25 protein-coding genes are annotated in these 21,636 nt (G+C 73.0%); 20 read left to right on the top strand and 5 right to left on the bottom strand.

The features are described from left to right. The first annotated feature begins 88 nt into the window (after window positions 1-88). Genes IE94_RS0104680 through IE94_RS0104660 form a run of 5 tightly spaced genes read left to right on the top strand, consistent with a single transcriptional unit; the run spans window position 89 to window position 5,782 of the window. Window positions 89-922, top strand: a complete 834-nt coding sequence (locus IE94_RS0104680) for a M55 family metallopeptidase (RefSeq protein ID WP_030178507.1) — start codon at window positions 89-91, stop codon at window positions 920-922. Then, a complete protein-coding gene (locus tag IE94_RS0104675; RefSeq protein WP_030178503.1) occupies window positions 915-2,246 on the top strand; it encodes a M20/M25/M40 family metallo-hydrolase in 1,332 nt (443 codons plus the stop codon). Before IE94_RS0104680 ends, IE94_RS0104675 begins: the two co-directional genes overlap by 8 nt. Before the next feature lie 54 nt (window positions 2,247-2,300). Next, window positions 2,301-4,256 (top strand): dipeptidyl-peptidase 5, encoded by a 1,956-nt coding sequence (locus tag IE94_RS0104670; RefSeq protein ID WP_245235178.1) that lies wholly within the window; start codon window positions 2,301-2,303, stop codon window positions 4,254-4,256. Then, complete coding sequence (locus IE94_RS0104665) at window positions 4,253-5,185, top strand: S66 peptidase family protein (protein ID WP_030178498.1); 933 nt, start codon at window positions 4,253-4,255, stop codon at window positions 5,183-5,185. The genes IE94_RS0104670 and IE94_RS0104665 overlap by 4 nt, the downstream gene beginning before the upstream one ends. A gap of 18 nt (window positions 5,186-5,203) precedes the next feature. Then, window positions 5,204-5,782, top strand: coding sequence for a GNAT family N-acetyltransferase (locus IE94_RS0104660; RefSeq protein WP_030178496.1), 579 nt, complete (start codon window positions 5,204-5,206; stop codon window positions 5,780-5,782). Here the strand turns inward: IE94_RS0104660 and IE94_RS0104655 are convergent. Further along, complete coding sequence (locus IE94_RS0104655) at window positions 5,754-6,101, bottom strand: DUF6204 family protein (protein ID WP_030178494.1); 348 nt, start codon at window positions 6,099-6,101, stop codon at window positions 5,754-5,756. The genes IE94_RS0104660 and IE94_RS0104655 overlap by 29 nt on opposite strands. 171 nt (window positions 6,102-6,272) lie before the next feature. Here IE94_RS0104655 and IE94_RS0104650 point away from each other — a divergent pair, with 171 nt between their 5' ends. Then, window positions 6,273-8,264, top strand: a complete 1,992-nt coding sequence (locus tag IE94_RS0104650) for a DUF5107 domain-containing protein (protein ID WP_030178491.1) — start codon at window positions 6,273-6,275, stop codon at window positions 8,262-8,264. A 19-nt stretch (window positions 8,265-8,283) separates the two neighbouring features. Here IE94_RS0104650 and IE94_RS0104645 read toward each other — a convergent pair whose 3' ends face one another. Next, a complete protein-coding gene (locus IE94_RS0104645; RefSeq protein WP_030178489.1) occupies window positions 8,284-8,631 on the bottom strand; it encodes a VOC family protein in 348 nt (115 codons plus the stop codon). An 87-nt stretch (window positions 8,632-8,718) separates the two neighbouring features. Here IE94_RS0104645 and IE94_RS0104640 point away from each other — a divergent pair, with 87 nt between their 5' ends. Further along, a complete protein-coding gene (locus IE94_RS0104640) occupies window positions 8,719-9,126 on the top strand; it encodes a phage holin family protein (protein ID WP_037921760.1) in 408 nt (135 codons plus the stop codon). Between the two features lie 63 nt (window positions 9,127-9,189). Here the strand turns inward: IE94_RS0104640 and IE94_RS0104635 are convergent, their stop codons facing one another. Next, window positions 9,190-10,152 carry an LLM class F420-dependent oxidoreductase gene (locus IE94_RS0104635; protein ID WP_030178482.1) on the bottom strand — a complete coding sequence of 321 codons (963 nt, stop codon included), beginning with the start codon at window positions 10,150-10,152 and terminating at the stop codon, window positions 9,190-9,192. Window positions 10,153-10,332: 180 nt separating this feature from the next. Here IE94_RS0104635 and IE94_RS0104630 point away from each other — a divergent pair, with 180 nt between their 5' ends. From IE94_RS0104630 to IE94_RS0104570, 13 genes are all read left to right on the top strand, one after another. Continuing rightward, window positions 10,333-12,213, top strand: coding sequence for an NAD(P)/FAD-dependent oxidoreductase (locus IE94_RS0104630; protein WP_030178479.1), 1,881 nt, complete (start codon window positions 10,333-10,335; stop codon window positions 12,211-12,213). Then, window positions 12,210-14,057, top strand: a complete 1,848-nt coding sequence (locus tag IE94_RS0104625; protein WP_030178476.1) for a transketolase — start codon at window positions 12,210-12,212, stop codon at window positions 14,055-14,057. The genes IE94_RS0104630 and IE94_RS0104625 overlap by 4 nt, the downstream gene beginning before the upstream one ends. An 80-nt stretch (window positions 14,058-14,137) precedes the next feature. Further along, window positions 14,138-15,043: a non-homologous end-joining DNA ligase gene (ligD, locus tag IE94_RS0104620; RefSeq protein WP_030178473.1), complete on the top strand. Its 906-nt coding sequence runs from the start codon at window positions 14,138-14,140 to the stop codon at window positions 15,041-15,043. A gap of 65 nt (window positions 15,044-15,108) precedes the next feature. Continuing rightward, complete coding sequence (gene gvpO / locus IE94_RS0104615) at window positions 15,109-15,483, top strand: gas vesicle protein GvpO (protein WP_078606409.1); 375 nt, start codon at window positions 15,109-15,111, stop codon at window positions 15,481-15,483. Between the two features lie 71 nt (window positions 15,484-15,554). After that, on the top strand, window positions 15,555-15,992 hold the full coding sequence (locus tag IE94_RS0104610) for a gas vesicle structural protein GvpA (protein ID WP_030178468.1): 438 nt from the start codon (window positions 15,555-15,557) through the stop codon (window positions 15,990-15,992). Continuing rightward, window positions 15,989-16,762 carry a GvpL/GvpF family gas vesicle protein gene (locus tag IE94_RS0104605; protein WP_030178465.1) on the top strand — a complete coding sequence of 258 codons (774 nt, stop codon included), beginning with the start codon at window positions 15,989-15,991 and terminating at the stop codon, window positions 16,760-16,762. Before IE94_RS0104610 ends, IE94_RS0104605 begins: the two co-directional genes overlap by 4 nt. A 4-nt stretch (window positions 16,763-16,766) precedes the next feature. After that, the gene (locus tag IE94_RS0104600; protein WP_030178462.1) at window positions 16,767-17,030 is read left to right on the top strand and encodes a gas vesicle protein GvpG; all 264 of its coding nucleotides are present in this window, start codon (window positions 16,767-16,769) and stop codon (window positions 17,028-17,030) included. Further along, entirely contained in the window at window positions 17,027-17,719 is a 693-nt protein-coding gene (locus tag IE94_RS0104595) for a hypothetical protein (protein WP_030178460.1), read from the top strand. Before IE94_RS0104600 ends, IE94_RS0104595 begins: the two co-directional genes overlap by 4 nt. Continuing rightward, entirely contained in the window at window positions 17,716-18,849 is a 1,134-nt protein-coding gene (locus IE94_RS0104590) for an SRPBCC family protein (RefSeq protein ID WP_030178457.1), read from the top strand. Before IE94_RS0104595 ends, IE94_RS0104590 begins: the two co-directional genes overlap by 4 nt. Beyond that, window positions 18,846-19,172: a gas vesicle protein gene (locus IE94_RS0104585; RefSeq protein WP_030178454.1), complete on the top strand. Its 327-nt coding sequence runs from the start codon at window positions 18,846-18,848 to the stop codon at window positions 19,170-19,172. The genes IE94_RS0104590 and IE94_RS0104585 overlap by 4 nt, the downstream gene beginning before the upstream one ends. Then, window positions 19,169-19,963, top strand: coding sequence for a GvpL/GvpF family gas vesicle protein (locus IE94_RS0104580; protein WP_030178451.1), 795 nt, complete (start codon window positions 19,169-19,171; stop codon window positions 19,961-19,963). Before IE94_RS0104585 ends, IE94_RS0104580 begins: the two co-directional genes overlap by 4 nt. After that, window positions 19,960-20,142, top strand: a complete 183-nt coding sequence (locus IE94_RS0104575; protein ID WP_003972471.1) for a gas vesicle protein — start codon at window positions 19,960-19,962, stop codon at window positions 20,140-20,142. The genes IE94_RS0104580 and IE94_RS0104575 overlap by 4 nt, the downstream gene beginning before the upstream one ends. 4 nt (window positions 20,143-20,146) lie before the next feature. Beyond that, window positions 20,147-20,452, top strand: coding sequence for a gas vesicle protein K (locus tag IE94_RS0104570; protein ID WP_030178444.1), 306 nt, complete (start codon window positions 20,147-20,149; stop codon window positions 20,450-20,452). A gap of 36 nt (window positions 20,453-20,488) precedes the next feature. Here IE94_RS0104570 and IE94_RS0104565 read toward each other — a convergent pair whose 3' ends face one another. Together IE94_RS0104565 and IE94_RS0104560 are read right to left on the bottom strand one after the other, a co-directional pair. Further along, complete coding sequence (locus tag IE94_RS0104565) at window positions 20,489-20,659, bottom strand: hydrophobic protein (protein ID WP_030178442.1); 171 nt, start codon at window positions 20,657-20,659, stop codon at window positions 20,489-20,491. Between the two features lie 36 nt (window positions 20,660-20,695). Beyond that, window positions 20,696-21,535 (bottom strand): methyltransferase domain-containing protein, encoded by an 840-nt coding sequence (locus tag IE94_RS0104560; RefSeq protein ID WP_030178437.1) that lies wholly within the window; start codon window positions 21,533-21,535, stop codon window positions 20,696-20,698. Between the last annotated feature and the right edge of the window lie 101 nt (window positions 21,536-21,636).

Here is a 21,636-nt window from a genome sequence, read left to right as displayed (position 1 = left end):
GCCGTACGGGGCCCTTCAGTGGTCCAGACCACCGGTGGTTGTCCACAGCCCTGGCAGAGGTGGCCGGACACCGCGTACGGTTCGAGCCATGAAGATCCTCATCAGTGCCGACATGGAGGGCGCCACCGGTGTCACCTGGCCGGCCGACGTGCTGCCGGGCACGCCGCAGTGGGAGCGGTGCCGGTCGATGTTCACCTCGGACGTGAACGCGGCCGTGCTGGGCTTCTTCGACGGCGGAGCCGACGAGGTGCTGGTCAACGAGGCGCACTGGAGCATGCGCAACCTCCTGCTGGAGCGGCTGGACGAGCGCACCGAGATGCTCACCGGGCGGCACAAGGCACTGTCCATGGTCGAGGGCGTCCAGCACGGGGACGTGGACGGCATCGCGTTCATCGGGTACCACGCGGGCGCCGGCATGGAGGGCGTCCTCGCCCACACCTACCTCGCCAACCAGCTCACCGGCGTCTGGCTGAACGACGTACGGGCCAGCGAGGGTCTGCTCAACGCGCACGTGGTCGCCGAGTACGGAGTGCCCGTGGTGCTGGTCACCGGGGACGACGTGGCCTGCGAGGACGCGCTCGGGTACGCGCCCGAGGCGCGCAAGGTCGCGGTCAAGGACCACGTGTCGCGGTACGCGGCCGTGTGCCGCACGCCGGCCAGGACCGCCGCCGACATCAGAGCCGCCGCCAAGGAGGCCGCCGCGCTCGCGGTGCGGCACGAGCCGGTGAGCGGCGGGCCGTTCACCCTCGCCCTGGAGTTCGACGCCGAGCACCTGGCGGCGGCCGCGACCGTGGTGCCCGGTGTGGCGCAGGTCGGGGAGCGGAAGGTGGCGTACACCCACGACACCATGTTCGAGGCGATCCGGACGTTCAAGGCGGTCACGACGATCGTCTCGGCGGCGGTGGAGGAGCAGTATGGCTGAGCACACGGGGACCGGACCGGACACGGGCGAGCAGGCGCTGGACGAGGTCGTCCGGTTCACCTCCGAGCTGATCCGGATCGACACCACCAACCGGGGCGGCGGCGACTGCCGGGAGCGGCCCGCCGCCGAGTACGCCGCCGCGCGGCTCGCCGAGGCCGGGATCGAGCCCACCCTGCTGGAGCGGACCCCGGGCCGCACCAACGTCGTGGCCCGCATCGAGGGCACCGACCCGGCGGCCGACGCACTGCTGGTCCACGGTCACCTGGACGTCGTGCCCGCCGAGGCCGCCGACTGGAGCGTGCACCCGTTCTCCGGGGAGCTCCGCGACGGCGTCGTGTGGGGGCGCGGCGCGGTCGACATGAAGAACATGGACGCGATGATCCTCGCGGTCGTCCGGGACTGGGCCCGGCGCGGTGTCCGGCCCCGGCGCGACGTGGTGATCGCGTTCACCGCGGACGAGGAGGCCAGCGCCGAGGACGGCTCCGGCTTCCTCGCCGACCGGCACGCCGCCCTGTTCGAGGGCTGCACCGAGGGCGTCAGCGAGTCCGGGGCGTTCACCTTCCACGACGGCGCCGGGCGGCAGTTCTACCCCATCGCCGCCGGTGAGCGCGGTACGGGCTGGCTCAAGCTCACCGCACGCGGCCGGGCCGGGCACGGCTCGAAGGTGAACCGGGAGAACGCGGTCACCCGGCTCGCCGCCGCGATCACCCGCATCGGCGACCACGAGTGGCCGCTGCGCCTGACCCCGACCGTGCGCGCGGCCCTGACGGAGATCGCCGCCGTCTACGGCATCGAGACCGACCTGAGCGACGTCGACGCCCTGCTGGACAAGCTCGGCACGGCCGGGAAACTGGTCGAGGCCACCGTCCGCAACAGCAGCAACCCGACCATGCTGGACGCCGGGTACAAGGTCAACGTCATCCCGGGAGAGGCCGTCGCCCACGTCGACGGGCGGTTCCTGCCCGGCGGCGAGGAAGAGTTCCGCAGCACCCTCGACCGGCTCACCGGGCCCGACGTGGACTGGGAGTTCGCCCACCGCGAGGTGGCGCTCCAGGCGCCGGTCGACTCGCCGACGTACGTCCGGATGCGCGCGGCGGTGGAGGAGTTCGCGCCCGAGGGGCACGTCGTGCCGTACTGCATGTCCGGGGGCACGGACGCCAAGCAGTTCTCGCGGCTCGGCATCACCGGGTACGGCTTCGCGCCGCTGAAGCTGCCCGAGGGCTTCGACTACCAGGCCCTCTTCCACGGTGTGGACGAGCGGGTCCCGGTCGAGGCGCTGCACTTCGGTGTCCGTGTCCTGGACCGTTTCCTGCGCACGGCGTAAAGACCCGGGCACCGCCCGGACGAGCAAGCAGCTGGAGGAGAAGTGGGGGAGTCAGTGCGGACTCTGTCGTACGGATCGTGGCCCTCGCCCGTCGACGCGGCCCTCGCCGCCGCGCACGACGGGCGGCCCGACGACGTCGGCTTCGTCGGTGACGAGGTGTGGTGGACCGCGCCCCGGCCCACCGAGGGCGGGCGGCGCACCCTGGTGCGGCGGCACGCCGACGGCACCGAGGAACCGGTGCTGCCCGCCCCGTGGAACGTGCGCAGCCGCGTCATCGAGTACGGCGGCCGTCCGTGGGGAGCGGCCACCACCGACGCCGGTCCGCTGCTGGTCTTCGTGAACTTCGCCGACCAGCGGCTGTACGCCTTCACCCCGGGCGGCGACGAGCCGCGCCCGCTGACCCCGCTCTCCCCGGTGGGCGGCGGGCTGCGCTGGGTCGAGCCGGACCCGCGCCCCGAGCGCGGCGAGGTGTGGTGCGTCCTGGAGGAGTTCACCGGCGAGGGCCCCACCGACCTGCGCCGTGTTCCGGTGGCGGTGCCGCTGGACGGCTCCGCGGCCGACGACCGGGGGGCGGTCCGCGAACTCACCCCCGAGCGGCACCGCTTCGTCACCGGGCCGCGCCTCTCGCCCGACGGACGCCGAGCCGCCTGGCTCGCCTGGGACCACCCCCGCATGCCCTGGGACGGCACCGAGCTGATCGTCGCCGACGTCGGCGACGAGGGCACCCTCCAGGACGTCCGGACTCTCGCCGGCGGGCCCGAGGAGTCGATCGCCCAGGCGGACTGGGCCCCGGACGGCGCCCTGCTGTACGCCTCCGACCGCACCGGCTGGTGGAACCTCTACCGCGACGGACGGCCGCTGTGCGCCCGCGAGGAGGAGTTCGGCGGACCGCTGTGGAAGCTCGGGCAGCGCTGGTTCGCGCCTCTGGACAGCGGCCTCGTCGCGGTCCTGCACGGCCGCGGGGCCGCCGTCCTCGGCATACTCGACCCCGATACCGGTGACGTCGTCGACGCCGCGGGCCCCTGGACCGAGTTCGCGCCCGCCCTCGCCGCGCACGGCGAGCGGGTCGTCGGCGTCGGCGCCGGCCCGCACAGCGGCTACGAGGTCGTGGAGCTGGACGCCCGCACCGGCCGCGCCCGGGTGATCGGCGCCCCGCACGAGGACACCGTCGACCCGGCGTACTACCCGCAGCCGCGGATCCGCACCTTCACGGGCCCGGGCGGACGCGAGATCCACGCCCACCTCTACCCGCCGCACCACCCGGGCTGCCGCGCCCCGGACGGTGAACTGCCGCCGTACGTCATCTGGGCGCACGGCGGACCCACCAGCCGGTCCCCGCTCGTCCTCGACCTGGAGATCGCCTACTTCACCTCCCGCGGCATCGGCGTCGCCGAGGTCAACTACGGGGGCAGCAGCGGCCACGGCCGGGAGTACCGCAACCGGCTGCGCGAACAGTGGGGCGTCGTCGACGTCGAGGACTGCGCGGCCGTCGCCCTCGCCCTCGCCGAGGAGGGCACCGCCGACCGGCAGCGGCTCGCCGTGCGCGGGGGCAGCGCGGGCGGCTGGACGTCCGCCGCGTCGCTGGCCACCACCGACGTCTACGCCTGCGGCACGATCAGCTACCCGATCCTGGACCTGACCGGCTGGGGGACCGGGGAGACCCACGACTTCGAGTCGCGGTACCTGGAGGGCCTGATCGGCCCGTACGCCGAGGTCCCCGAACGCTACGCCGAGCGGTCGCCGGCCGAGCACGCCGAGCGCGTCACCGCCCCGTTCCTGCTGCTCCAGGGGCTGGACGACGTGATCTGCCCGCCCGCGCAGTGCGAGCGGTTCCTCGACCGCATGGCGGGCCGCGGTGTGCCGCACGCCTACCTCACCTTCGAGGGCGAGGGCCACGGATTCCGCCGAGCGGAGACCATGGTGCGCGCCCTGGAGGCCGAACTGTCCCTCTACGCCCAGGTCTTCGGGCTGACCCCGCCCGGCGTCCCCACCCTGGAGCTGACCCGATGAGCCGGGTGGGCGAGCTGGTCCGGCCGGCCCGGCTCGCCCCCGGCGCCCGGGTGGCCGTCGTCGCGCCCAGCGGACCTGTGCCCGAGGAGCGCCTCCAGGCGGGCCTGGACGTACTGCGCGGCTGGGACCTCGACCCGGTCGTGGCCCCGCACGTCCTGGACCGGCACGGCACCTTCGACTACCTCGCGGGCAGCGACGCCGACCGGGCCGCCGACCTCCAGGCCGCCTGGTGCGACCCGGCCGTGGACGCGGTGCTGTGCGCCCGCGGAGGGTACGGCGTCCAGCGCATGGCCGACCTGCTCGACTGGGAGGCGATGCGCGCGGCCGGCCCCAAGGTGTTCGTCGGCTTCAGCGACGTCACCGCACTGCACGAGGCGTTCGCCACCCGCCTCGGCCTGGTCACCCTGCACGGGCCGATGGCGGCCGGGATCGACTTCATCAAGAACGCCCGGGCGCAGGAGCACCTGCGCGCCACCCTGTTCGACCCGGAGACGGTCCGCGTGATCACCTCCGGCGGCACACCGCTGGTGCCGGGCCGGGCCCGGGGCGTCACCCTGGGCGGCTGCCTCGCCCTGCTCGCCGCCGACCTGGGCACCCCGCACGCCCGGCCCTCCGCGCGCGGCGGGCTGCTGTGCCTGGAGGACGTGGGGGAGGAGACGTACCGCATCGACCGCTACCTCACGCAGTTGCTCCGCGCCGGCTGGCTCGACGGGGTCGGCGGCGTGCTGCTCGGCTCGTGGGCCCAGTGCGAGCCCTACGAGCGGCTGCGTCCCCTGCTGGCCGACCGGCTCGGCGGGCTCGGCGTCCCGGTCGCCGAGGACTTCGGGTTCGGACACTGCGAGGGGGCGCTGACCGTCCCGTTCGGCGTACCGGCGGAACTGGACGCGGACGCGGGCACCCTGACCCTGGAGGGGCCCGCGCTGCGCTGACCGTCGTAGGCTGGCCCCATGCCGCACACCCCGTCCCGCCACCTCGCCGAGGGCCCGCGCGTGGGCATCCGGCACTTCACCCTCGCGGACGGGGCCGAGTTCACCGCCCGGGCCCGGCAGAGCAAGGACCTGCACCACCCCTGGCTCTTGCCGCCGGACAGCGCCCAGGCGTACGAGGCCTACGCGGGCCGGCTGATCGAGGACCCCACCAAGGCCGGTTTCCTGGTGTGCGAGAAGGACACGGACACGATCTCCGGGGGCGTACCCGGCGACTCCATCGCCGGGTTCGTGAACATCAACAACATCGTCGAGGGCGGCTTTCGCAGCGGAGCGCTCGGCTACGGCGTCTTCGCGCACGCCGCGGGCCGCGGGCTGATGCGCGAGGGGCTCGGCCTCGTGGTGCGCCACGCGTTCGGACCGATGCGCCTGCACCGGCTGGAGATCAACGTCCAACCGGGCAACGCCGCCTCGATCGCCCTGGCCCGTGCCTGCGGTTTCCACCTGGAGGGCTTCTCGCCGCGGATGCTCTACATCGACGGCGCCTGGCGCGACCACCAGCGCTGGGCGATCACCGCCGAGACCGTGCCTTCCGGTTGATCTTCATCGTGTCCAGGTCCGTCACCGTGGACCTGAGCTCGCCGAAGCCGTAGCCGAGCCCGCGGAGCGTGGTCTCGGCCCGGTCCTGAGCGAGCGCGCCCGCCATCTCCTCGCCGTCCGCCGCGTCCGACAGCACCACGTAGCGCATCGAGAAGTGCTTCAGCGGCGCGGGCTCGTACGACAGCGAGCCCTCCTCGGTGAAGCGCATGCTCGCCATCCCGTGCTCGCCCGCCTCGGCGAGCAACCGGGCGCGGGCCTCCTCGCTCAGCCCCTCCCAGGTGCCCCGGACGATCACCCGGTAGGTGTGCTGCTCACTCACGGGCCGCTCACTCACGTGCGTCTCTCCTCAGTCTTCGTAGCCGCTTCGACCGCCCGAGCCTACGTCCGCGCCCCAACCGCGCCCCAGCGGATTAAACGTGAGCCACATCGCCCCGGCCCGGCCGACGGACCCCCTGTTCACCGCGCCGGGGACCGGCTTCCATGGGGAACCGTGACGACGATCCGACGCGAGGTACTGACCCTGCCCGCCGCGCCGCTGGGGCCGGACAACCCCCTGCCGCCGCTGCGCCCCCTGGACGAGGCCCACCGCATCGACGACCGGGACCGGGCGGGCCTGCCCCGCGACATGGCCCGCCAGGTCGACTACGCGCCACTGCGCAGCCTGCTGCCCGTCCAGGTCCGCGACGGCTACGACCGGGAGCGCGCACCGCGCGAGGTGGACGCAGTCGTCATCGAGAACGACCGGCTGCGGGCCACCGTCCTGCCCGGCCTGGGCGGACGCATCGCCTCCCTCCACCACAAGCCCACCGACCGCGAACTCCTCTACGTCAACCCCGTGCTCCAGCCCGCCAACTTCGCCCTCAACGGCGCCTGGTTCTCCGGCGGCATCGAGTGGAACATCGGCGCCACCGGCCACACCACCCTGTCCTGCTCGCCCGTGCACGCCGCCCGCGTCCCCGCCCCCGACGGCCGGGGGCACCGCCCCTCGGGCGGTGGGGGAGAGATACTGCGCCTGTGGGAGTGGGAGCGGCTGCGCGACCTGCCCTTCCAGGTGGACCTGTGGCTGCCGGACGGCTCGGACTTCCTCTACGTCGGTGTCCGCGTCCGCAACCCGCACGAGCGTCCGGTGCCCACCTACTGGTGGTCCAACATCGCCGTCCCCGAGGACCGCCGCGTCCTAGCCCCCGCCGACGAGGCCTGGCACTTCGGGTACGAACGACGGCTGCGCAGGGTGCCCGTCCCGACGTACGACGGTGTCGACCGCACGTACCCGCTCAACAGCACCTACGCCGCCGACTACTTCTACGAGGTGCCGGACGACCGGCGCCGCTGGATCGCCGCCCTCGACGCGGACGGCCACGGGCTGGTGCAGACCTCGACCGACCTGCTGCGCGGCCGCAAGCTGTTCGTGTGGGGCACCAAACCCGGCGGACGCCGCTGGCAGGAGTGGCTCACCGAGCCCGGCACCGGCGGCTACTGCGAGATCCAGGCCGGGCTCGTGCGCACCCAGCTCGAACACGTCAGGCTGGACGCGGAGAGCGAGGTGTCCTGGCTGGAGGCGTACGGGCCGCTCGACACCGCGCCGGACGGCGACTGGCACACCGTGCTGCGCCGGGCCGAGGACCGGCTGGAGGCCGCCCTGCCCCGGGCCGACGTCGACGCCGCGTACGAGGCCTGGCGCCCGCACGCCGACACCGAGCCCGGCGAACGCCTGGCCACCGGGTCGGGCTGGGGCGCGCTCGAGGTGCTGCGGGCCGGCTGGAAGCTGTCCGGCACCCCCTTCGACGAGGACACCCTGGGCGAGGAGCAGAAGCCCTGGCTGCACCTGCTGCGCGCCGGGTCACTGCCCGAACCGGAACACCACGAGCCGCCCGGCGGGACGCTGGTCGCCCGGCCCTGGCGGGACATGCTGGAGACCACGGCCGCCACCCCCCTCGCCGAGTACCACCTCGGCGTCGCCCAGTGGCACGGCGACGACCGGGCGCAGGCGGTGCGCAGTTGGGAGCGCGGGCTCAAGTCCGCCGCGGACCGCTGGCCGCTGCTGCGCTGCCTCGCCGTCGCCGACCAGCAGGACGGCCACCCGGAGCGCGCCGCCGACCGGTACCTGGAGGCCTTCGACGACCTGTGCGCACGCCGGGCCGACGCGGCGGCGGACGGGGACTCGACGTGGGCGGCCGTCACCGCCGCGGTGGGCCGGGAGTCGATCGGGGCGCTGCTCGCGGTCGGGCGCACCGCGGACGCCCGGACCGTGTGGGAGCGGCTGGACCCCGGGACGCGGGCCCGCGGCCGGTTCCGGCTGACCGAGGCCGAGTTGCTGGCCGCCGAGGGCCGGACCGGGGACGCGCGGGCCGTGTTCGACGAGGGCTTCGAGGTCGCCGACCTGAGGGAGGGCGCCGACAGCATCGGCCTGCTGTGGGCGAGGCTGGACGACGCACCGCTCCCGGCCCGCTACGACTTCCGGATGTGGCCGGACGAGGAGTGAGCCCCGCCCGGCACGGACGCTACTGCCGCCGGTCCACGTACTCGTAGATCGCCCCGTCCGGATGGCGGGCGATCAGGTTGCGGCCCCCGGGCGTGGCGACCGGGCCGGCGATGATGTCGGCCCCCAGGGAGCCGAGTACGCGACCGGTCTCCTCCACGTCCGACACGGCGATGGTCGCGGCCACCTTGCGCAACACCTCGAGCTGGGACTCGGGCCCGCTCATCAGCAGGAAGCAGCCGATGGCGGCGGCCTGGACGCCGCCGCGCTCGAAGCGGAGGGCCTCGCCGCCCGCCAGACCCTCGTAGAAGGGGATCGCCTTGTCCAGGTCGTCGACGTAGACGCGCAGTGTGGCTCCCAGAATGTCCATACGGACGAGCCTAGTTGGAAGGGCCGGCCATCCACTCCCGTCCGGCCGTCCGGCCATGGAAGCCGGGCCCGCGGGTACCCGCAACACATGAACCGCATGGATCACTTGGAACACCTGGACAGGCAACTGGTCGACGAACTGGCGCAGGTGGCACGCGAGACCGTGCGCGACGAACTGCGGGAACAGACCCGCAGGCAGCGCCGCAGGGCCACGCTGTACGCCGCCTCCGGCACCGCCGCCCTGTACGCGGGCGCCGCGGTCGCGCTCGCCGTGGGACTGGCGCTCGCCCTCGTGCTCCCGGGCTGGGCCGCCGCGTTGATCACGGCCGCCCTCCTGGGCGTCGCGGCGTACCTGCTGCGCGGCGCGGCCCGCCCGCACCCGTCGGGGCCGGGCCCGGCCCACTCCTCGGGGCACGACCGCGTCCCCGGAGGCGGCACGCCCGCCGCACCGGGCCGGCACGACGCCGACCCCGGCGGCACGCACGACCGCGCCTGACCGGCCGCCCGCAGGGGTACGCCCGCACGGAGGCCGTGCGGGCGTACCCCTGCGCTCTGCGGGTCAGGCGCTCTGCTGGAGCTGCGGCAGCACCTTGGTGCGGTAGAGGTCGAAGAAGCCGCGCAGGTCCGGGCCGATCTGGTTGACGTAGACCCGGTCGAAACCGGCGTCGGCGAACCGCTTCAGCTCCGCCACGTGCTCGTCCACGTCGTCGCCGCACACCCGGCTGTCGCGGACCATGCCCTCGGTGACCAGAGTCTGCGCCTGCTCGAAGTGCTTCGGCGAGGGCAGCACCTGGCTCAGCTCGCCGGGCAGCTGCTCGTTGGCCCACAGCCGGTGCACGGTGCGGACGGCGGCGTCCTTGTCGGTGTCGTAGCAGACCTTGGTGCCTCCGCTGACCAGCTTCCCGCCGCCCCCGCCCTTCCGGTACTGCTCCACCATCGGGGCGTCCGGCATCATCGTGATGTAGCCGTCACCGACCCGGGCCGCCAGCTTCGTCGCCGCCGGGCCGAAGCCCGAGATGTCGATCGGCACCGGCTCGTCGGGCACCGTGTACAGGCGGGCGTTCTCCACCGTGTAGTGGGTGCCGTGGTGGTTGACCTCCTCGCCGGTGAGCAGCCGCCGGATGATCAGGATGGCCTCCTCCAGCATCTCCAGGCGTACGTGCGCGGCCGGCCAGGCGTCGCCGAAGATGTGCTCGTTCAGCGCCTCGCCGGTGCCGACGCCCAGCCGGAAGCGGCCCTGCGTCATCACCGCGCTGGTCGCCGCGGCCTGCGCCACCACCGCCGGGTGGATGCGCACCGTCGGGCAGGTCACCGCCGTCTCCACCGGCAGGGACACCGCGTCCGACAGCGCGCCGATCACCGACCACACGAACGGGCTCTGGCCCTGTTCGCCGTTCCAGGGGTGGTAGTGGTCCGAGATCCACAGCGCCTGGAAACCGGCCTGTTCGGCCATCCGCGCCTGCTCGATCAGCTCCGCGGGACCGTACTGCTCGCACGAGAGGAAATAGCCGTATTCGGGCATGGGGGGTTGCCTCCGGACAGGGAGCGGATGGTTCCGGGGCCGGGTACCCGGGCGCGGGGCCGGAAACCGGCGGCGCGGCGGCTTCCGGGCCGCCCGCGAGGCCTGCGTGCGGACGTTTGGGCGCCCCGGCCAAGGGGACGCGGAAGGCTCACGAGGTACGCGACAGCCCGGAGGCGAACCGTGAGCCGACCCCGCATCGTGATCGTCGGTGCCGGCTTCGCCGGGTACCGGACGGCCCGCACCCTGTCCCGGCTCACCCGGCACCAGGCCGACATCACCCTGCTCAACCCGACCGACTACTTCCTCTACCTGCCCCTGCTGCCCCAGGTCGCCGCCGGAATCCTGGAACCGCGCCGGGTCAGCGTCTCCCTGTCGGGCACGCTGCCGCACGTGCGGCTGGTGCTCGGCGAGGCCGACGGCATCGACCTCGACGGGCACACCGTGCGCTACACCGGCCCGGAGGGCGAGGAGGGCACCCTGCCCTTCGACCGCCTGGTGCTCGCCGCGGGCAGCGTCAACAAGCTGCTGCCCATCCCCGGCGTCGCCGAGCACGCCCACGGCTTCCGCGGGCTGCCGGAGGCGCTCTACCTGCGCGACCACGTGACCCGGCAGATGGAGCTGGCCGCGGCCTCGGACGACCGGGCGGAGTGCGCCGCGCGGTGCACGTTCGTCGTGGTCGGCGCGGGATACACCGGCACCGAGGTCGCCGCGCACGGCGCGATGTACACCGACGCGCAGGTCCGCAAGCACCCGATGCGCACCGGCATGCGGCCCCGCTGGATGCTGCTCGACGTGGCGCCCCGGGTCATGCCCGAGATGGACGAACGGCTCTCCCGCACCGCGGAGCGGGTCCTGCGGCAGCGGGGCGTCGACGTGCGGATGGGGATCTCCGTCAAGGAGGCCACGCACGACGGCGTCCTGCTGACCGACGGCACGACCGTCGACACCCGCACGCTGGTGTGGTGCGTGGGCGTGCGCCCCGACCCGCTGGTGGAGTCCCTGGGCCTGCCCATGGAACGCGGCCGGCTCCTCGTCGACCCCCACCTCCAGGTGCCGGGGCGGCCCGAGCTGTTCGCCTGCGGTGACGTGGCCGCCGTGCCCGACCTGGCCCAGCCCGGCCAGTACACGCCGATGACCGCACAGCACGCCTGGCGGCACGGCAAGGTCTGCGCCCGGAACGTCGCCGCCTCGCTCGGCATCGGGGAGCGGCGGGCCTACCGCCACCGTGACCTGGGGTTCGTCGTGGACCTCGGCGGCGCCAAGGCCGCGGCCAATCCGCTGGGCGTGCCGATGTCCGGCCCGGCGGCGGGTGCGGTCACCCGCGGCTACCACCTCGCGGCGATGCCGGGCAACCGCGTGCGGGTCGCCGCCGACTGGCTGCTGGACGCGGTGCTGCCCCGTCAGGCCGTGCAGCTGGGCCTCGTACGGTCCTGGTCCGTGCCGTTGGAGTCGTCGTCGCCGGAGGTCGCGCGGGTACCGGGCGCCCCGGAGCGGACCGGGAAGGACGACGGACCCGCCGGGGAGCGCCCCGCCGGCGACCAGACGAAGCACCCGCAGAACCAGCAGAACCCGCACAACCAGCACAGCGGCGAACCCGCGAAGGAGCAGGCGGGCGGTGAACCCGCGAGGAGCCAGCCCGGTGGCGAGCCCGCGAGGAGCCAGCCCGGTGGTGAACCGGCCAAGGGGCAGCCGGGTGGTGAACCGGCCAAGGGCGGATCCGGTGCCGGGACCGCTGACGCCGGGAACCAGGCGCACGGTGAGCGGGCGAAGCGGGGCCGGTCCGGCTCACCCCGTGCGTCGGGCAAGCCGCGCCGCGCCGTCGAGGCCGCCGGACCGCGCCCCGTCCGGGGAGGCTCGGGCAAGCCGGGCAAGGCCCCCCGCGCCTCGGGGGCAGGTTCCGTCGGGAAGCGGTCCACCGCCCCGTCCGGACCGAGCCGGTCCGCGGGCCCGCCCACCGACCCCGGTCCCCAACCCCCGGCGAACCAGCCGCCCCCCGGACCCGACATCGCCCCCGGCCCCGTCAGGCGCACCGACGGCCGTGCCGCGGAAGGAGACTCATGAACACCGGTGAACTCGTCGACCTCGGACAGCAGTTGCGCGTCGACAGCGTACGGGCGTCCGCCGCCGCCGGCTCCGGGCACCCGACGTCGTCGATGTCCGCCGCGGACCTGATGGCCGTACTCCTGGCCAACCACCTCCGCTACGACTTCGAGCGCCCCGCCCACCCCGGCAACGACCGCTTCGTGCTCTCCAAGGGACACGCCTCACCCCTGCTCTACTCCGCCTTCAAGGCGGCCGGCGCCCTCGACGACGAGGAACTGCTCACCTTCCGCAAGCTGGGCAGCCGCCTGGAGGGGCACCCCACTCCGCAGCGGCTGCCGTGGGTCGAGACGGCCACCGGATCGCTCGGGCAGGGGCTGCCCGTGGGCGTCGGCATCGCGCTGTCCGGCAAGCGCCTCGACCACACCGACTACCGGGTGTGGGTGCTGTGCGGCGACAGCGAGCTGGCCGAGGGATCGATCTGGGAGGCCGCCGAGCACGCAGGACACGAACACCTCGACAACCTCACCGTGATCGTCGACGTCAACCGGCTCGGCCAGCGCGGCCCCACCCGGCACGGCCACGACCTCGACGCGTACGCGCGCCGTTTCCGGGCCTTCGATTGGCACACCATCGAAATCGACGGCCACGACGTCGACGCCATCGACCGTGCCTACGGCGAGGCCCTGTCCACCAGGGGCCAGCCCACCGCGATCATCGCCCGCACCCTCAAGGGCAAGGGCGTGCGGGCGGTGGAGGACCGCGAGGGACAGCACGGCAAGCCGCTGCCGGAGGCCGAGGAGGCCGTCGCCGAACTCGGTGGGCCCCGTGACATCCGGGTGCGCGTGCACGCGCCCGAGGACGCCCGGGCCCTGCACTCGACCGGCACCGGACAGACCGAGCTGCCCCGCTACGACAAGGGCGACGAGGTCGCCACCCGCAACGCGTTCGGCGAGGCGCTCGCCGCGGTCGGCACCGCACGCGGCGACGTCGTCGCGCTCGACGGCGAGGTCGGCGACTCCACCCGGGCCGAGTTCTTCGCCAAGGAGCACCCCGAGCGCTACTTCGAGTGCTACATCGCCGAGCAGCAGATGGTCGCCGCCGCGGTGGGCATGGCGGCGCGCGGCTGGGTGCCGTTCGCCACCACCTTCGCCGCCTTCCTGACCCGCGCCCACGATTTCGTGCGCATGGCCTCGGTCAGCGGCTCGGGCATCAACCTCGTCGGCTCCCACGCGGGCGTCGCCATCGGCCAGGACGGGCCCAGCCAGATGGGCCTGGAGGACCTCGCGATGATGCGGGCCGTCCACGGCTCGACCGTGCTGTACCCGTGCGACGCCAACCAGGCCGCACGCCTGGTCGCCGGGATGGCGGGCCTGGAGGGCATCCGCTACCTGCGCACCTCGCGCGGCGAGAGCGAGATGATCTACGGACCCGACGAGGAGTTCCCCGTCGGCGGCAGCAAGGTGCTGCGTTCCTCCGACGCCGACCGGCTCACCGTCGTCGCCGCCGGAGTCACCGTGCACGAGGCACTCGCCGCGGCCGACGCCCTCGCGGCGGACGGCATCCCGGTCCGGGTGATCGACCTGTACTCGGTCAAGCCCGTCGACCGGGCCACCCTGCGCGCGGCGGCCGAGGAGACCGGCTGCCTGGTGACCGTGGAGGACCACCGCCCGGAGGGCGGCATCGGCGACGCCGTGCTGGACGCGTTCACGGACGGACGGCCCGTGCCCCGGCTGGTGCGGCTCGCGGTGACGACGATGCCGGGCTCCGCGACCCCGGCCGAGGAACTGCACGCGGCGGGGATCGACGCCGCGTCCATCGAGGCGACCGCACGGATGCTCGTGGAGCAGGCGATCGTTCCGTGAGTGGCAGTGGCAGTGGCAGTGGCAGTGGCAGTGGCAGGGGCAGGGGCAGGGGTGGCGGTGGTGGTGGCGGTGCCCGGACCGTGCGGGCCGGACGGCGCGCGGTGGAGGTGCACCGGCCGGACAAGGTGCTGTTCCCGGCCGGTAACGGCGGGGCCGAGGAGTACACCAAGGGCGATCTCGTCGACTACCACCGGGCCGTCGCCCCGTTCATGCTGCCGCACCTGCGGGGCCGCCCGCTGATGCTGGAACGGCACCCGGACGGGATCGACGGACCGCGGTTCATGCAGAAGAACACCCCGGAGCACTACCCCGAGTGGATCGACCGGCTCGAGGTGGGCAAGGAGGGCGGCACCGTCCGCCACACCGTCTGCGACGACTCCGCCACCCTCGTCTACCTCGCCGACCAGGCCGCGCTCACCCTGCACCGCTGGCTGTCCCGGGCCGGACGGGTCGACCGGCCGGACCGCATGGTCTTCGACCTCGACCCGGCCGAGGACGACTTCGAGGCGGTGCGGACGGCCGCCCGGCTGCTGCACGAGCTGCTCGACGAGCTGAAGCTGCCCTCGGCACCGATGACCACCGGATCACGGGGACTGCACATCGTCGTCCCCCTGGACGGCCGCCGGGGCTTCGACGACGTGAGGGAGTTCGCGCGGGCCGTCGCCGGCGTCCTGGCCGCGGCCCACCCCGACCGGCTCACCACCGCCGCCCGCAAGAAGGACCGCGGCGACCGGCTCTACCTCGACATCCAGCGCAACGCCTACGCCCAGACCGCGGTCGCCCCCTTCACCGTGCGCGCCCGCCCAGGCGCCCCCGTGGCCACGCCCATCTCCTGGGACCAGCTGGACGACCCCGCCCTGCACGCCCGCCGCTGGAGTGTCGCGGACGCCGTGGAACAGGCCCGCACCCGGCCCTGGGCCGGGCTCACCGACCGTGCCCGGGCCCTGGGCCCCGCCAGGCGGCGACTGAACGCCTTGCACGGCTGAGCGGACTGCGCAACTCGGCGAGGTTTGACGAACACACATGCGGCCACACGGAGGGGGAGGTGGCCATGTCGAACACGAAAAGCACATCAGACTCACAAGATTCACCACAGAGTTCACGAAAGCCACATACGTCTCAGAAATCGCAGTCGTCACAGTCATCACAGGAGCCGCGCCGTCCCAAGCCGATGGAGGTTCTGCGCGAGGCGCGCGCCCAGCTCGCGGAACTCACCGGGATGACTGCCGAGTCCGTGTCCTCCTTCGAACGGACGGAGGACGGATGGGTACTGGAGGTCGAGGTCCTGGAACTGGAGCGGGTGCCGGACACCATGAGCCTGATGGCGAGCTACCAGGTGGAACTGGACGCCGAAGGGCAGCTCACGGGCTACCGGCGCGTACGGCGCTACGAGCGCGGCCGGGCCGACTCCCGCGGCAGCCGCTAGGCCGGCGCAGGGCGCCCACCCGTACCCGCGAACACCACTCACACCACCGACAAGATGGAGGAACAGCAGGCATGACTGTCGTACCGGCACAGCAGACCGGCGGCGGAGGCGGCAGCAGCGGCCTCTACGACGTGCTGGAGCTTGTTCTGGACAGGGGGCTCGTCATCGACGCATTCGTGCGCGTCTCCCTGGTCGGCATCGAGATCCTGAAGATCGACGTCCGTGTCGTCGTCGCCAGCGTGGACACCTATCTGCGCTTCGCCGAGGCGTGCAACCGGCTCGACCTGGAGGCCGGGCCGCGCAAGGACCCGGGGCTGCCCGACCTGGTCGGCGAGATGACCGAGTCCGGCGCCCGCGGCAAGTCCAAGGGGGCGCTGTCCGGCGCCGCCGAGACCATCTCCGACGCGTTCAAGCAGGCCCGTGACGAGGGCGGCTCCGAGCGGGAGACGTCATCGCGTCCGCGCGCCCGCAAGGCCGCGCCCTCGCGCCGGAAGGAGGAGCAGGAGTGAGCACCTACGTCTACGGCATCACCGCCGCCACACATCCCTCGCTCCCCGAGAACACGAGCGGAGTCGGTGACCCGCCGCGCCAGGTGCGGATCCTCAAGGAGGGCGCGCTGGCGGCCGTCGTCAGTGACGCCCCCGAGGGGCTGCGGCCCAAGCGCAGGGAGCTGCTCGCCCACCAGAACGTGCTGAGCGAGATCGGCGCGGACGGGTGTGTGCTGCCCATGCGCTTCGGCAGCGTCGCCCCCGACGACCAGGCGGTCACCGGGGTCCTCGCCGAGCGCGCCGAACACTACGCGGAACGCCTGAAGGCACTGGACGGCCGGGTCGAGTACAACATCAAGGCCAACCACGTCGAAGAGGCCGTGCTGCACCACGTGATGGCCTCGAATCCCGAGATCCGCGCCCTCGCCGAGTCCAACAGGCAGGCGGGCGGCGGGACGTACGAGACGAAGATCCAGCTCGGCGAGATGGTCGCGGCCGCGGTCAAGGACAAGGAGGCGGAGGACGCCACCGCGCTGGAGCGGGCCCTGGAGCCCGCCGCCGACGCCGTGAGCGTGGGACCCGAGTCCACCGGCTGGCTGGCGAACGTCTCGTTCCTGGTGAAGCGGGAGGTGGCCGACGAGTTCCTGGCCGCCGTCGAGCGGGCCCGCGGCCACATGCCGCACCTGGAGGTCCGCGTGAACGGCCCGCTGCCGCCGTACAGCTTCGTCGAGCCCGGCCCGGCCGAGCCCGCGGGCACGGCGGCCGGCGGAGCGGACGCCGAAGCGGGGTGACGTCATGGGACTGATATCGGAGGTCCTGCTGCTGCCGCTCGCACCAGCACGCGGCGGCGCGTGGGCCATCAGACAGGTACTGCAGGAGGCCGAGCGGATCTACTACGACCCCGCCACGGTGAGGGCCGAACTTGCCCGCCTGGAGGAGCAGTTGGAGGCCGGTGAGATCACCGAGGAGGAGTTCGACCGACAGGAGGACGAGCTTCTGGACCGGCTGGAGATCGCTACGCGCACGAGCGCGGGATTGGGCAACGGGACGGCACCATGAATCGAGTGGGACTGGGCCTCGCGATAGGGGCCGGATACCTGCTGGGGCGCACGAAGAAGCTGAAACTCGCGGTCGCCGTGGGCACCATGGTGGCAGGCAAGAAGATGAACCTGACCCCCAAGGGCATCGCCGAACTGGTCTCCGGCCAACTGCAGAACAACCCGCAGTTCAAGGAGATCGGCGACCAACTGCGTACCGACCTCAGGGGCGTGGGCAAGGCGGCCTCGGGCGCCATGGTCGAGCGGCAGATCGACGCGCTCGCCGACCGGCTGCACGGGCGCACCGCCGAGGTGCGCGACCAGCTCTCCGGCGTGGCGTCCCGGGCACCCGACGAGCGCGGTGAGCCCGAGGAAAGCGAGGAGCCCGAGGAAAGCGAGGAGCCCGAGGAGCCCGAAGGGGCCGAGGAGCCCGAGGGGGCCGACGAGCCCGAGGCGGCCGAGGAGGCCGAGGAGCCGGAGGAGCGGCCCGCCGCCCGGCGTGAGCGGCCCGCGAAGAAGGCACCGGCCGAGGCGCGGAAGACGGCCGGGAGGACGCCGGCGAAGAAGGCCGCCGCCAAGGCCCCCGCGAAGAAGGCGGCGGCGAAGCGTGCCCAGCCCGCCAAGAAGGCGGTCGGCAAGAAGACGGCCGCGACCAGGAGCGCCGCCCGCGGGGCCGGTGCCCGGCAGTCGAAGGGCGGTGGTGAACGATGAGCGACACCCTGGGGTCCGCGGCCTCCTCGGCGGGCAAGGCCGCCAAGAACAACCCGCTGGCCGACGTGGCGCGGAGCGAGGCGGCCGACCGGCTCAAGGCCGAGGTGCAGGACTACCTCGCCGCCCAGGCCACCCGCCTGCTGACCGGCGTCGGCACCAAGCTCGGCGAGACCACCGGCAAGCTCAACGACATCGCCGAGGGCAACAGCCCGGGATTCGCCAAGCTCGCCCTCGACGGCGGACGCAAGCTGGCCGAGGGCAAGAGCCCGATGCGGGCCGCCTTCGAGGTCGGCGCGGGCAAGGTGAAGGACAACGTGGTCGGCGCCTTCAAGAACCTCACCGGCGGCAAGGGCGGCAAGAAGAAGGGCGGCGGGGGCCAGAAGCCGACGGTCATCATCGAGTACGTCGACGTCGGCGTGCCGCTGCGCACCGCCTACGACCAGTGGACGCAGTACCAGGACTTCAGCACCTTCGCCAAGGGCGTCAAGAGTGCGAACCGCGCCGACGACACGACCTCGGACTGGCAGCTGAAGGTCCTGTGGTCCAACCGCAGCTGGAAGGCGACGACCACCGAGCAGGTGCCCGACGACCGGATCTCGTGGACGTCGGAGGGCGCCAAGGGCTCGACCAAGGGTGTCGTCAGCTTCCACCGGCTCGCCGACAGCCTGACCCGCGTGGTCCTGGTCATCGAGTACTACCCGTCGGGCCTGTTCGAGAAGACCGGCAACATCTGGCGCGCCCAGGGCCGCCGGGCCCGCCTCGACCTCAAGAACTACGTCCGGCACATCACCTTCAAGGGCGAGGCGGACGACGGCTGGCGCGGCGAGATCCGCGACGGCGAGGTCGTCCGCAGCCACGAGGACGCGGTCGCGGAGGAGGAAGAGGAGCAGCAGCGGGAGCAGGAGCAGGATCACGAGGAAGGGCAGGAGCAGGAAGAGGAGCAGGAGCAGGCGCCCGAGGGGGAGTCCGAGGAGGAGCCGGAAGGCGAGTACGAAGAAGAGCCCGAGGGCGAGTACGAAGAAGAACCCGAGGGCGAGTACGAGGAAGAGCCCGAGGGCGAGTCCGAAGAAGAGTACGAGGACGAGCCGGAGGGTGAGTACGAGGACGCCGAGGGCGGGAGCCGTCGATGACCACCCCCAGCCGGCTGCCCGACCCCTACGGCCAGGGACAGGGCGCCAACCTCGCCGACATCCTGGAACGGGTGCTCGACAAGGGCGTCGTGATCGCGGGCGACATCAAGATCAACCTGCTCGACATCGAGCTGCTGACCATCAAGCTGCGGCTCGTCGTCGCCTCCGTCGACAAGGCCAAGGAGATGGGCATCGACTGGTGGGAGAGCGATCCCGCGCTGTCCTCGCGCGCCCGGCACGACGAACTCACCCGGGAGAACGCGGCGCTCCGCGAACGCCTGCGTGAGCTGGACCCGGGCCGCGTACCGAGGGAGGCCCCGTGAGCGGACTGCGCTACGTCTACGCCGTCTGCCGCCCTTTCGACGCGGCCCTCCAGGCCCAGCTCACGGGGGTGGCGGGCGATCCGCCCCGGCTGCTGCCGCACGGCGACCTGGTCGCCGTCGTCAGTCATGTGCCCGAGGCCGACTTCAGCGAGGAGGCGCTGCGCGCCCACCTGGAGGACCTGGACTGGCTGACCGCCACCGCCCGCGCCCACCAGCAGGTGGTCGACGCGCTCACCGCCGTCACCACCCCGCTGCCGCTCCGGCTGGCCACCGTGTTCCGCGACGACAGCGGCGTCCGCGTGATGCTGGAGGAGCGCGAGGCGGCCTTCCGGCGCACGCTGGAGCGGCTGGAGGGCCGGGTGGAGTGGGGCGTGAAGGTCTACGTCGAGGCGGAGTCCGCGCAGCGGGCGAAGTCCGAGCGGCCCGAGGCGTCGCAACGGCCCGCGGCCAAGCCCGTCTCGGGCCGGGACTACCTGCGGCAGCGGCGCCAACAGACCCGGGCCGACGACGACCTGTGGAGCAGGGCCGAGGGGTTCGCCACGGGACTGCACACGAGGCTGTCCGAGCGGGCCGACGACGCGCGGCTGCACGCGCCGCAGAATCCCCGCCTTTCCGGTGCCGCCGGACGGAACGTTCTCAACGCCGCCTATCTGGTGCCCCGCGACGCGTCCGAGGAATTCGTCGAGACGGTGGACCGTACGAAGGACGACGCCCCCGGAATTCGCGTGGAACTCACCGGTCCCTGGGCGGCCTATTCCTTCGCCGGAGAGACAGAGGGGGAGGGATCGTGACCGTCGTGGAGCGCCGGGAGATCGCCCTGGTGGACCTGCTCGACCGGCTGCTGGCCGGCGGAGTGGTCATCACCGGCGACGTCACGCTGCGCATCGCGGACGTCGACCTGGTCCGCATCGACCTGAACGCGCTGATCAGCTCGGTCAACCGCAACGTACCCTCACCGTTCGGGGACTGATGACGTGAGTGAACACCCCGAGCCCGCCGAGTCCCCCAGGCGCCGCCTCGACCTCGAACCCGACACCGTCGAGCGCGACCTGATCAAGCTGGTGCTGACGGTCGTCGAACTGCTGCGCCAGCTCATGGAGCGGCAGGCCCTGCGCCGCGTCGACGAGGGCGACCTGAGCGAGGACCAGGAGGAGCGGATCGGGCTCACCCTGATGCTCCTCGACGACCGCATGACCGAACTGCGCGACCGCTACGGACTGCGGCCCGAGGACCTGAACCTGGACCTCGGGCCGCTGGGACCGCTGCTGCCCCGGGAGTGAGCCTCCCGGGGCAGCAGCCTCACCACCTGCTGTCGTTCACCACCGGTACCAGCGGCCCCTGCCGCCGCCGGCCGTCGTCCCGCGGGCCAGGAAACCGATCAGCCACAGGACCAGAACCGCCAGAGCGATCCACCAGAGCACCTTCACCGCGAATCCGACACCGAAAAGGACGATCGCGAGAAGCAGTACGAGCAGAAGCGGAACCATAATGTTGAACCTCCTGTCGTACTGGTGTCCCGAAATTCACCGGACAGGCGTCGGTCCTGCTTCTTTTCGGCACAGGATTTCTCCGTGCAGGACGCTGAACCAGCTTTCCGGGCGCTTTCCCCACTCCCGCCAGGCCGCCGAGACGGCGCGCAACTGCTCGGAAGTCGCGTGGCCGCCCTCGGTGGCCCGGTCGGCGTATGCCGACTCCAGGGTCCGGTCCGCCCACAGCCCGCTCCACCACTCCCGCTCGTCCGGTGCGGCGAAGGTCCATGTGGCCGAGGTCGACGTGATGTCGGTGAACCCCGCCTCCAGCGCCCAGGCCCTCAGCCGGCGCCCGGCGTCCGGCTCGCCCCCGTTGGCGCGGGCCACCCGGCGGTACAGGTCCAGCCAGTCGTCCATGCCCGGGGACGCGGGGTACCAGGTCATGGCGCCGTAGTCGGAGTCGCGGACGGCGATGAACCCGTTCGGCCGGGCGACCCGCTTCATCTCGCGCAGCGCCCGCACCGGGTCGCCCACGTGCTGGAGCACCTGGTGGGCGTGGACCACGCAGAAGGTGTCGTCCGGATAGTCCAGCGCGTGCACGTCCGCGACCGCGAAGTCGGTGTTGCCGAGCCCCCGCGCGGCGGCCGTGGCCCGGGCCCGCTCCACGATCTCCGGCGACCGGTCCACGCCGGTGACGTGGCCGTCCGGTACCAGCTCCGCGAGGTCGGCGGTGATGGTGCCCGGTCCGCAGCCGATGTCCAGGACCCGCATGTGGGGCCGCAGGGATCCGAGCAGGTAGGCGGCGGAGTTCTCGGCGGTGCGCCAGGTGTGCGAGCGCAGCACGGACTCGTGGTGCCCGTGCGTGTAGACGGCGGTCTCATGCGGCTTCGGCATGGTGGATCCCCTCTCCGGCAGTGCGCTCACGGTACGCCCACTGGCCGAATGATGAGACCCGCGTTTCATGATGTGGACTGCCGCTGTGCGGCTCGCCGCTG

The organism is Streptomyces violaceorubidus (assembly GCF_000717995.1).
Taxonomy (GTDB): domain Bacteria; phylum Actinomycetota; class Actinomycetes; order Streptomycetales; family Streptomycetaceae; genus Streptomyces; species Streptomyces violaceorubidus.
This window is presented reverse-complemented; position numbering and strand designations above follow the sequence as displayed.

What these genes read in the sequence shown, in the direction of transcription:
- IE94_RS0104680 (WP_030178507.1), top strand. Translation starts at nt 89, where the DNA reads ATGAAGATCCTCATCAGTGCCGACATGGAGGGCGCCACCGGTGTCACC.
- IE94_RS0104675 (WP_030178503.1), top strand. Translation starts at nt 915, where the DNA reads ATGGCTGAGCACACGGGGACCGGACCGGACACGGGCGAGCAGGCGCTG.
- IE94_RS0104665 (WP_030178498.1), top strand. Translation starts at nt 4,253, where the DNA reads ATGAGCCGGGTGGGCGAGCTGGTCCGGCCGGCCCGGCTCGCCCCCGGC.
- IE94_RS0104660 (WP_030178496.1), top strand. Translation starts at nt 5,204, where the DNA reads ATGCCGCACACCCCGTCCCGCCACCTCGCCGAGGGCCCGCGCGTGGGC.
- IE94_RS0104645 (WP_030178489.1), bottom strand. Translation starts at nt 8,631, where the DNA reads ATGGACATTCTGGGAGCCACACTGCGCGTCTACGTCGACGACCTGGAC.
- IE94_RS0104640 (WP_037921760.1), top strand. Translation starts at nt 8,719, where the DNA reads ATGAACCGCATGGATCACTTGGAACACCTGGACAGGCAACTGGTCGAC.
- IE94_RS0104635 (WP_030178482.1), bottom strand. Translation starts at nt 10,152, where the DNA reads ATGCCCGAATACGGCTATTTCCTCTCGTGCGAGCAGTACGGTCCCGCG.
- IE94_RS0104625 (WP_030178476.1), top strand. Translation starts at nt 12,210, where the DNA reads ATGAACACCGGTGAACTCGTCGACCTCGGACAGCAGTTGCGCGTCGAC.
- gvpO (WP_078606409.1), top strand. Translation starts at nt 15,109, where the DNA reads ATGTCGAACACGAAAAGCACATCAGACTCACAAGATTCACCACAGAGT.
- IE94_RS0104610 (WP_030178468.1), top strand. Translation starts at nt 15,555, where the DNA reads ATGACTGTCGTACCGGCACAGCAGACCGGCGGCGGAGGCGGCAGCAGC.
- IE94_RS0104600 (WP_030178462.1), top strand. Translation starts at nt 16,767, where the DNA reads ATGGGACTGATATCGGAGGTCCTGCTGCTGCCGCTCGCACCAGCACGC.
- IE94_RS0104595 (WP_030178460.1), top strand. Translation starts at nt 17,027, where the DNA reads ATGAATCGAGTGGGACTGGGCCTCGCGATAGGGGCCGGATACCTGCTG.
- IE94_RS0104590 (WP_030178457.1), top strand. Translation starts at nt 17,716, where the DNA reads ATGAGCGACACCCTGGGGTCCGCGGCCTCCTCGGCGGGCAAGGCCGCC.
- IE94_RS0104585 (WP_030178454.1), top strand. Translation starts at nt 18,846, where the DNA reads ATGACCACCCCCAGCCGGCTGCCCGACCCCTACGGCCAGGGACAGGGC.
- IE94_RS0104565 (WP_030178442.1), bottom strand. Translation starts at nt 20,659, where the DNA reads ATGGTTCCGCTTCTGCTCGTACTGCTTCTCGCGATCGTCCTTTTCGGT.
- IE94_RS0104560 (WP_030178437.1), bottom strand. Translation starts at nt 21,535, where the DNA reads ATGCCGAAGCCGCATGAGACCGCCGTCTACACGCACGGGCACCACGAG.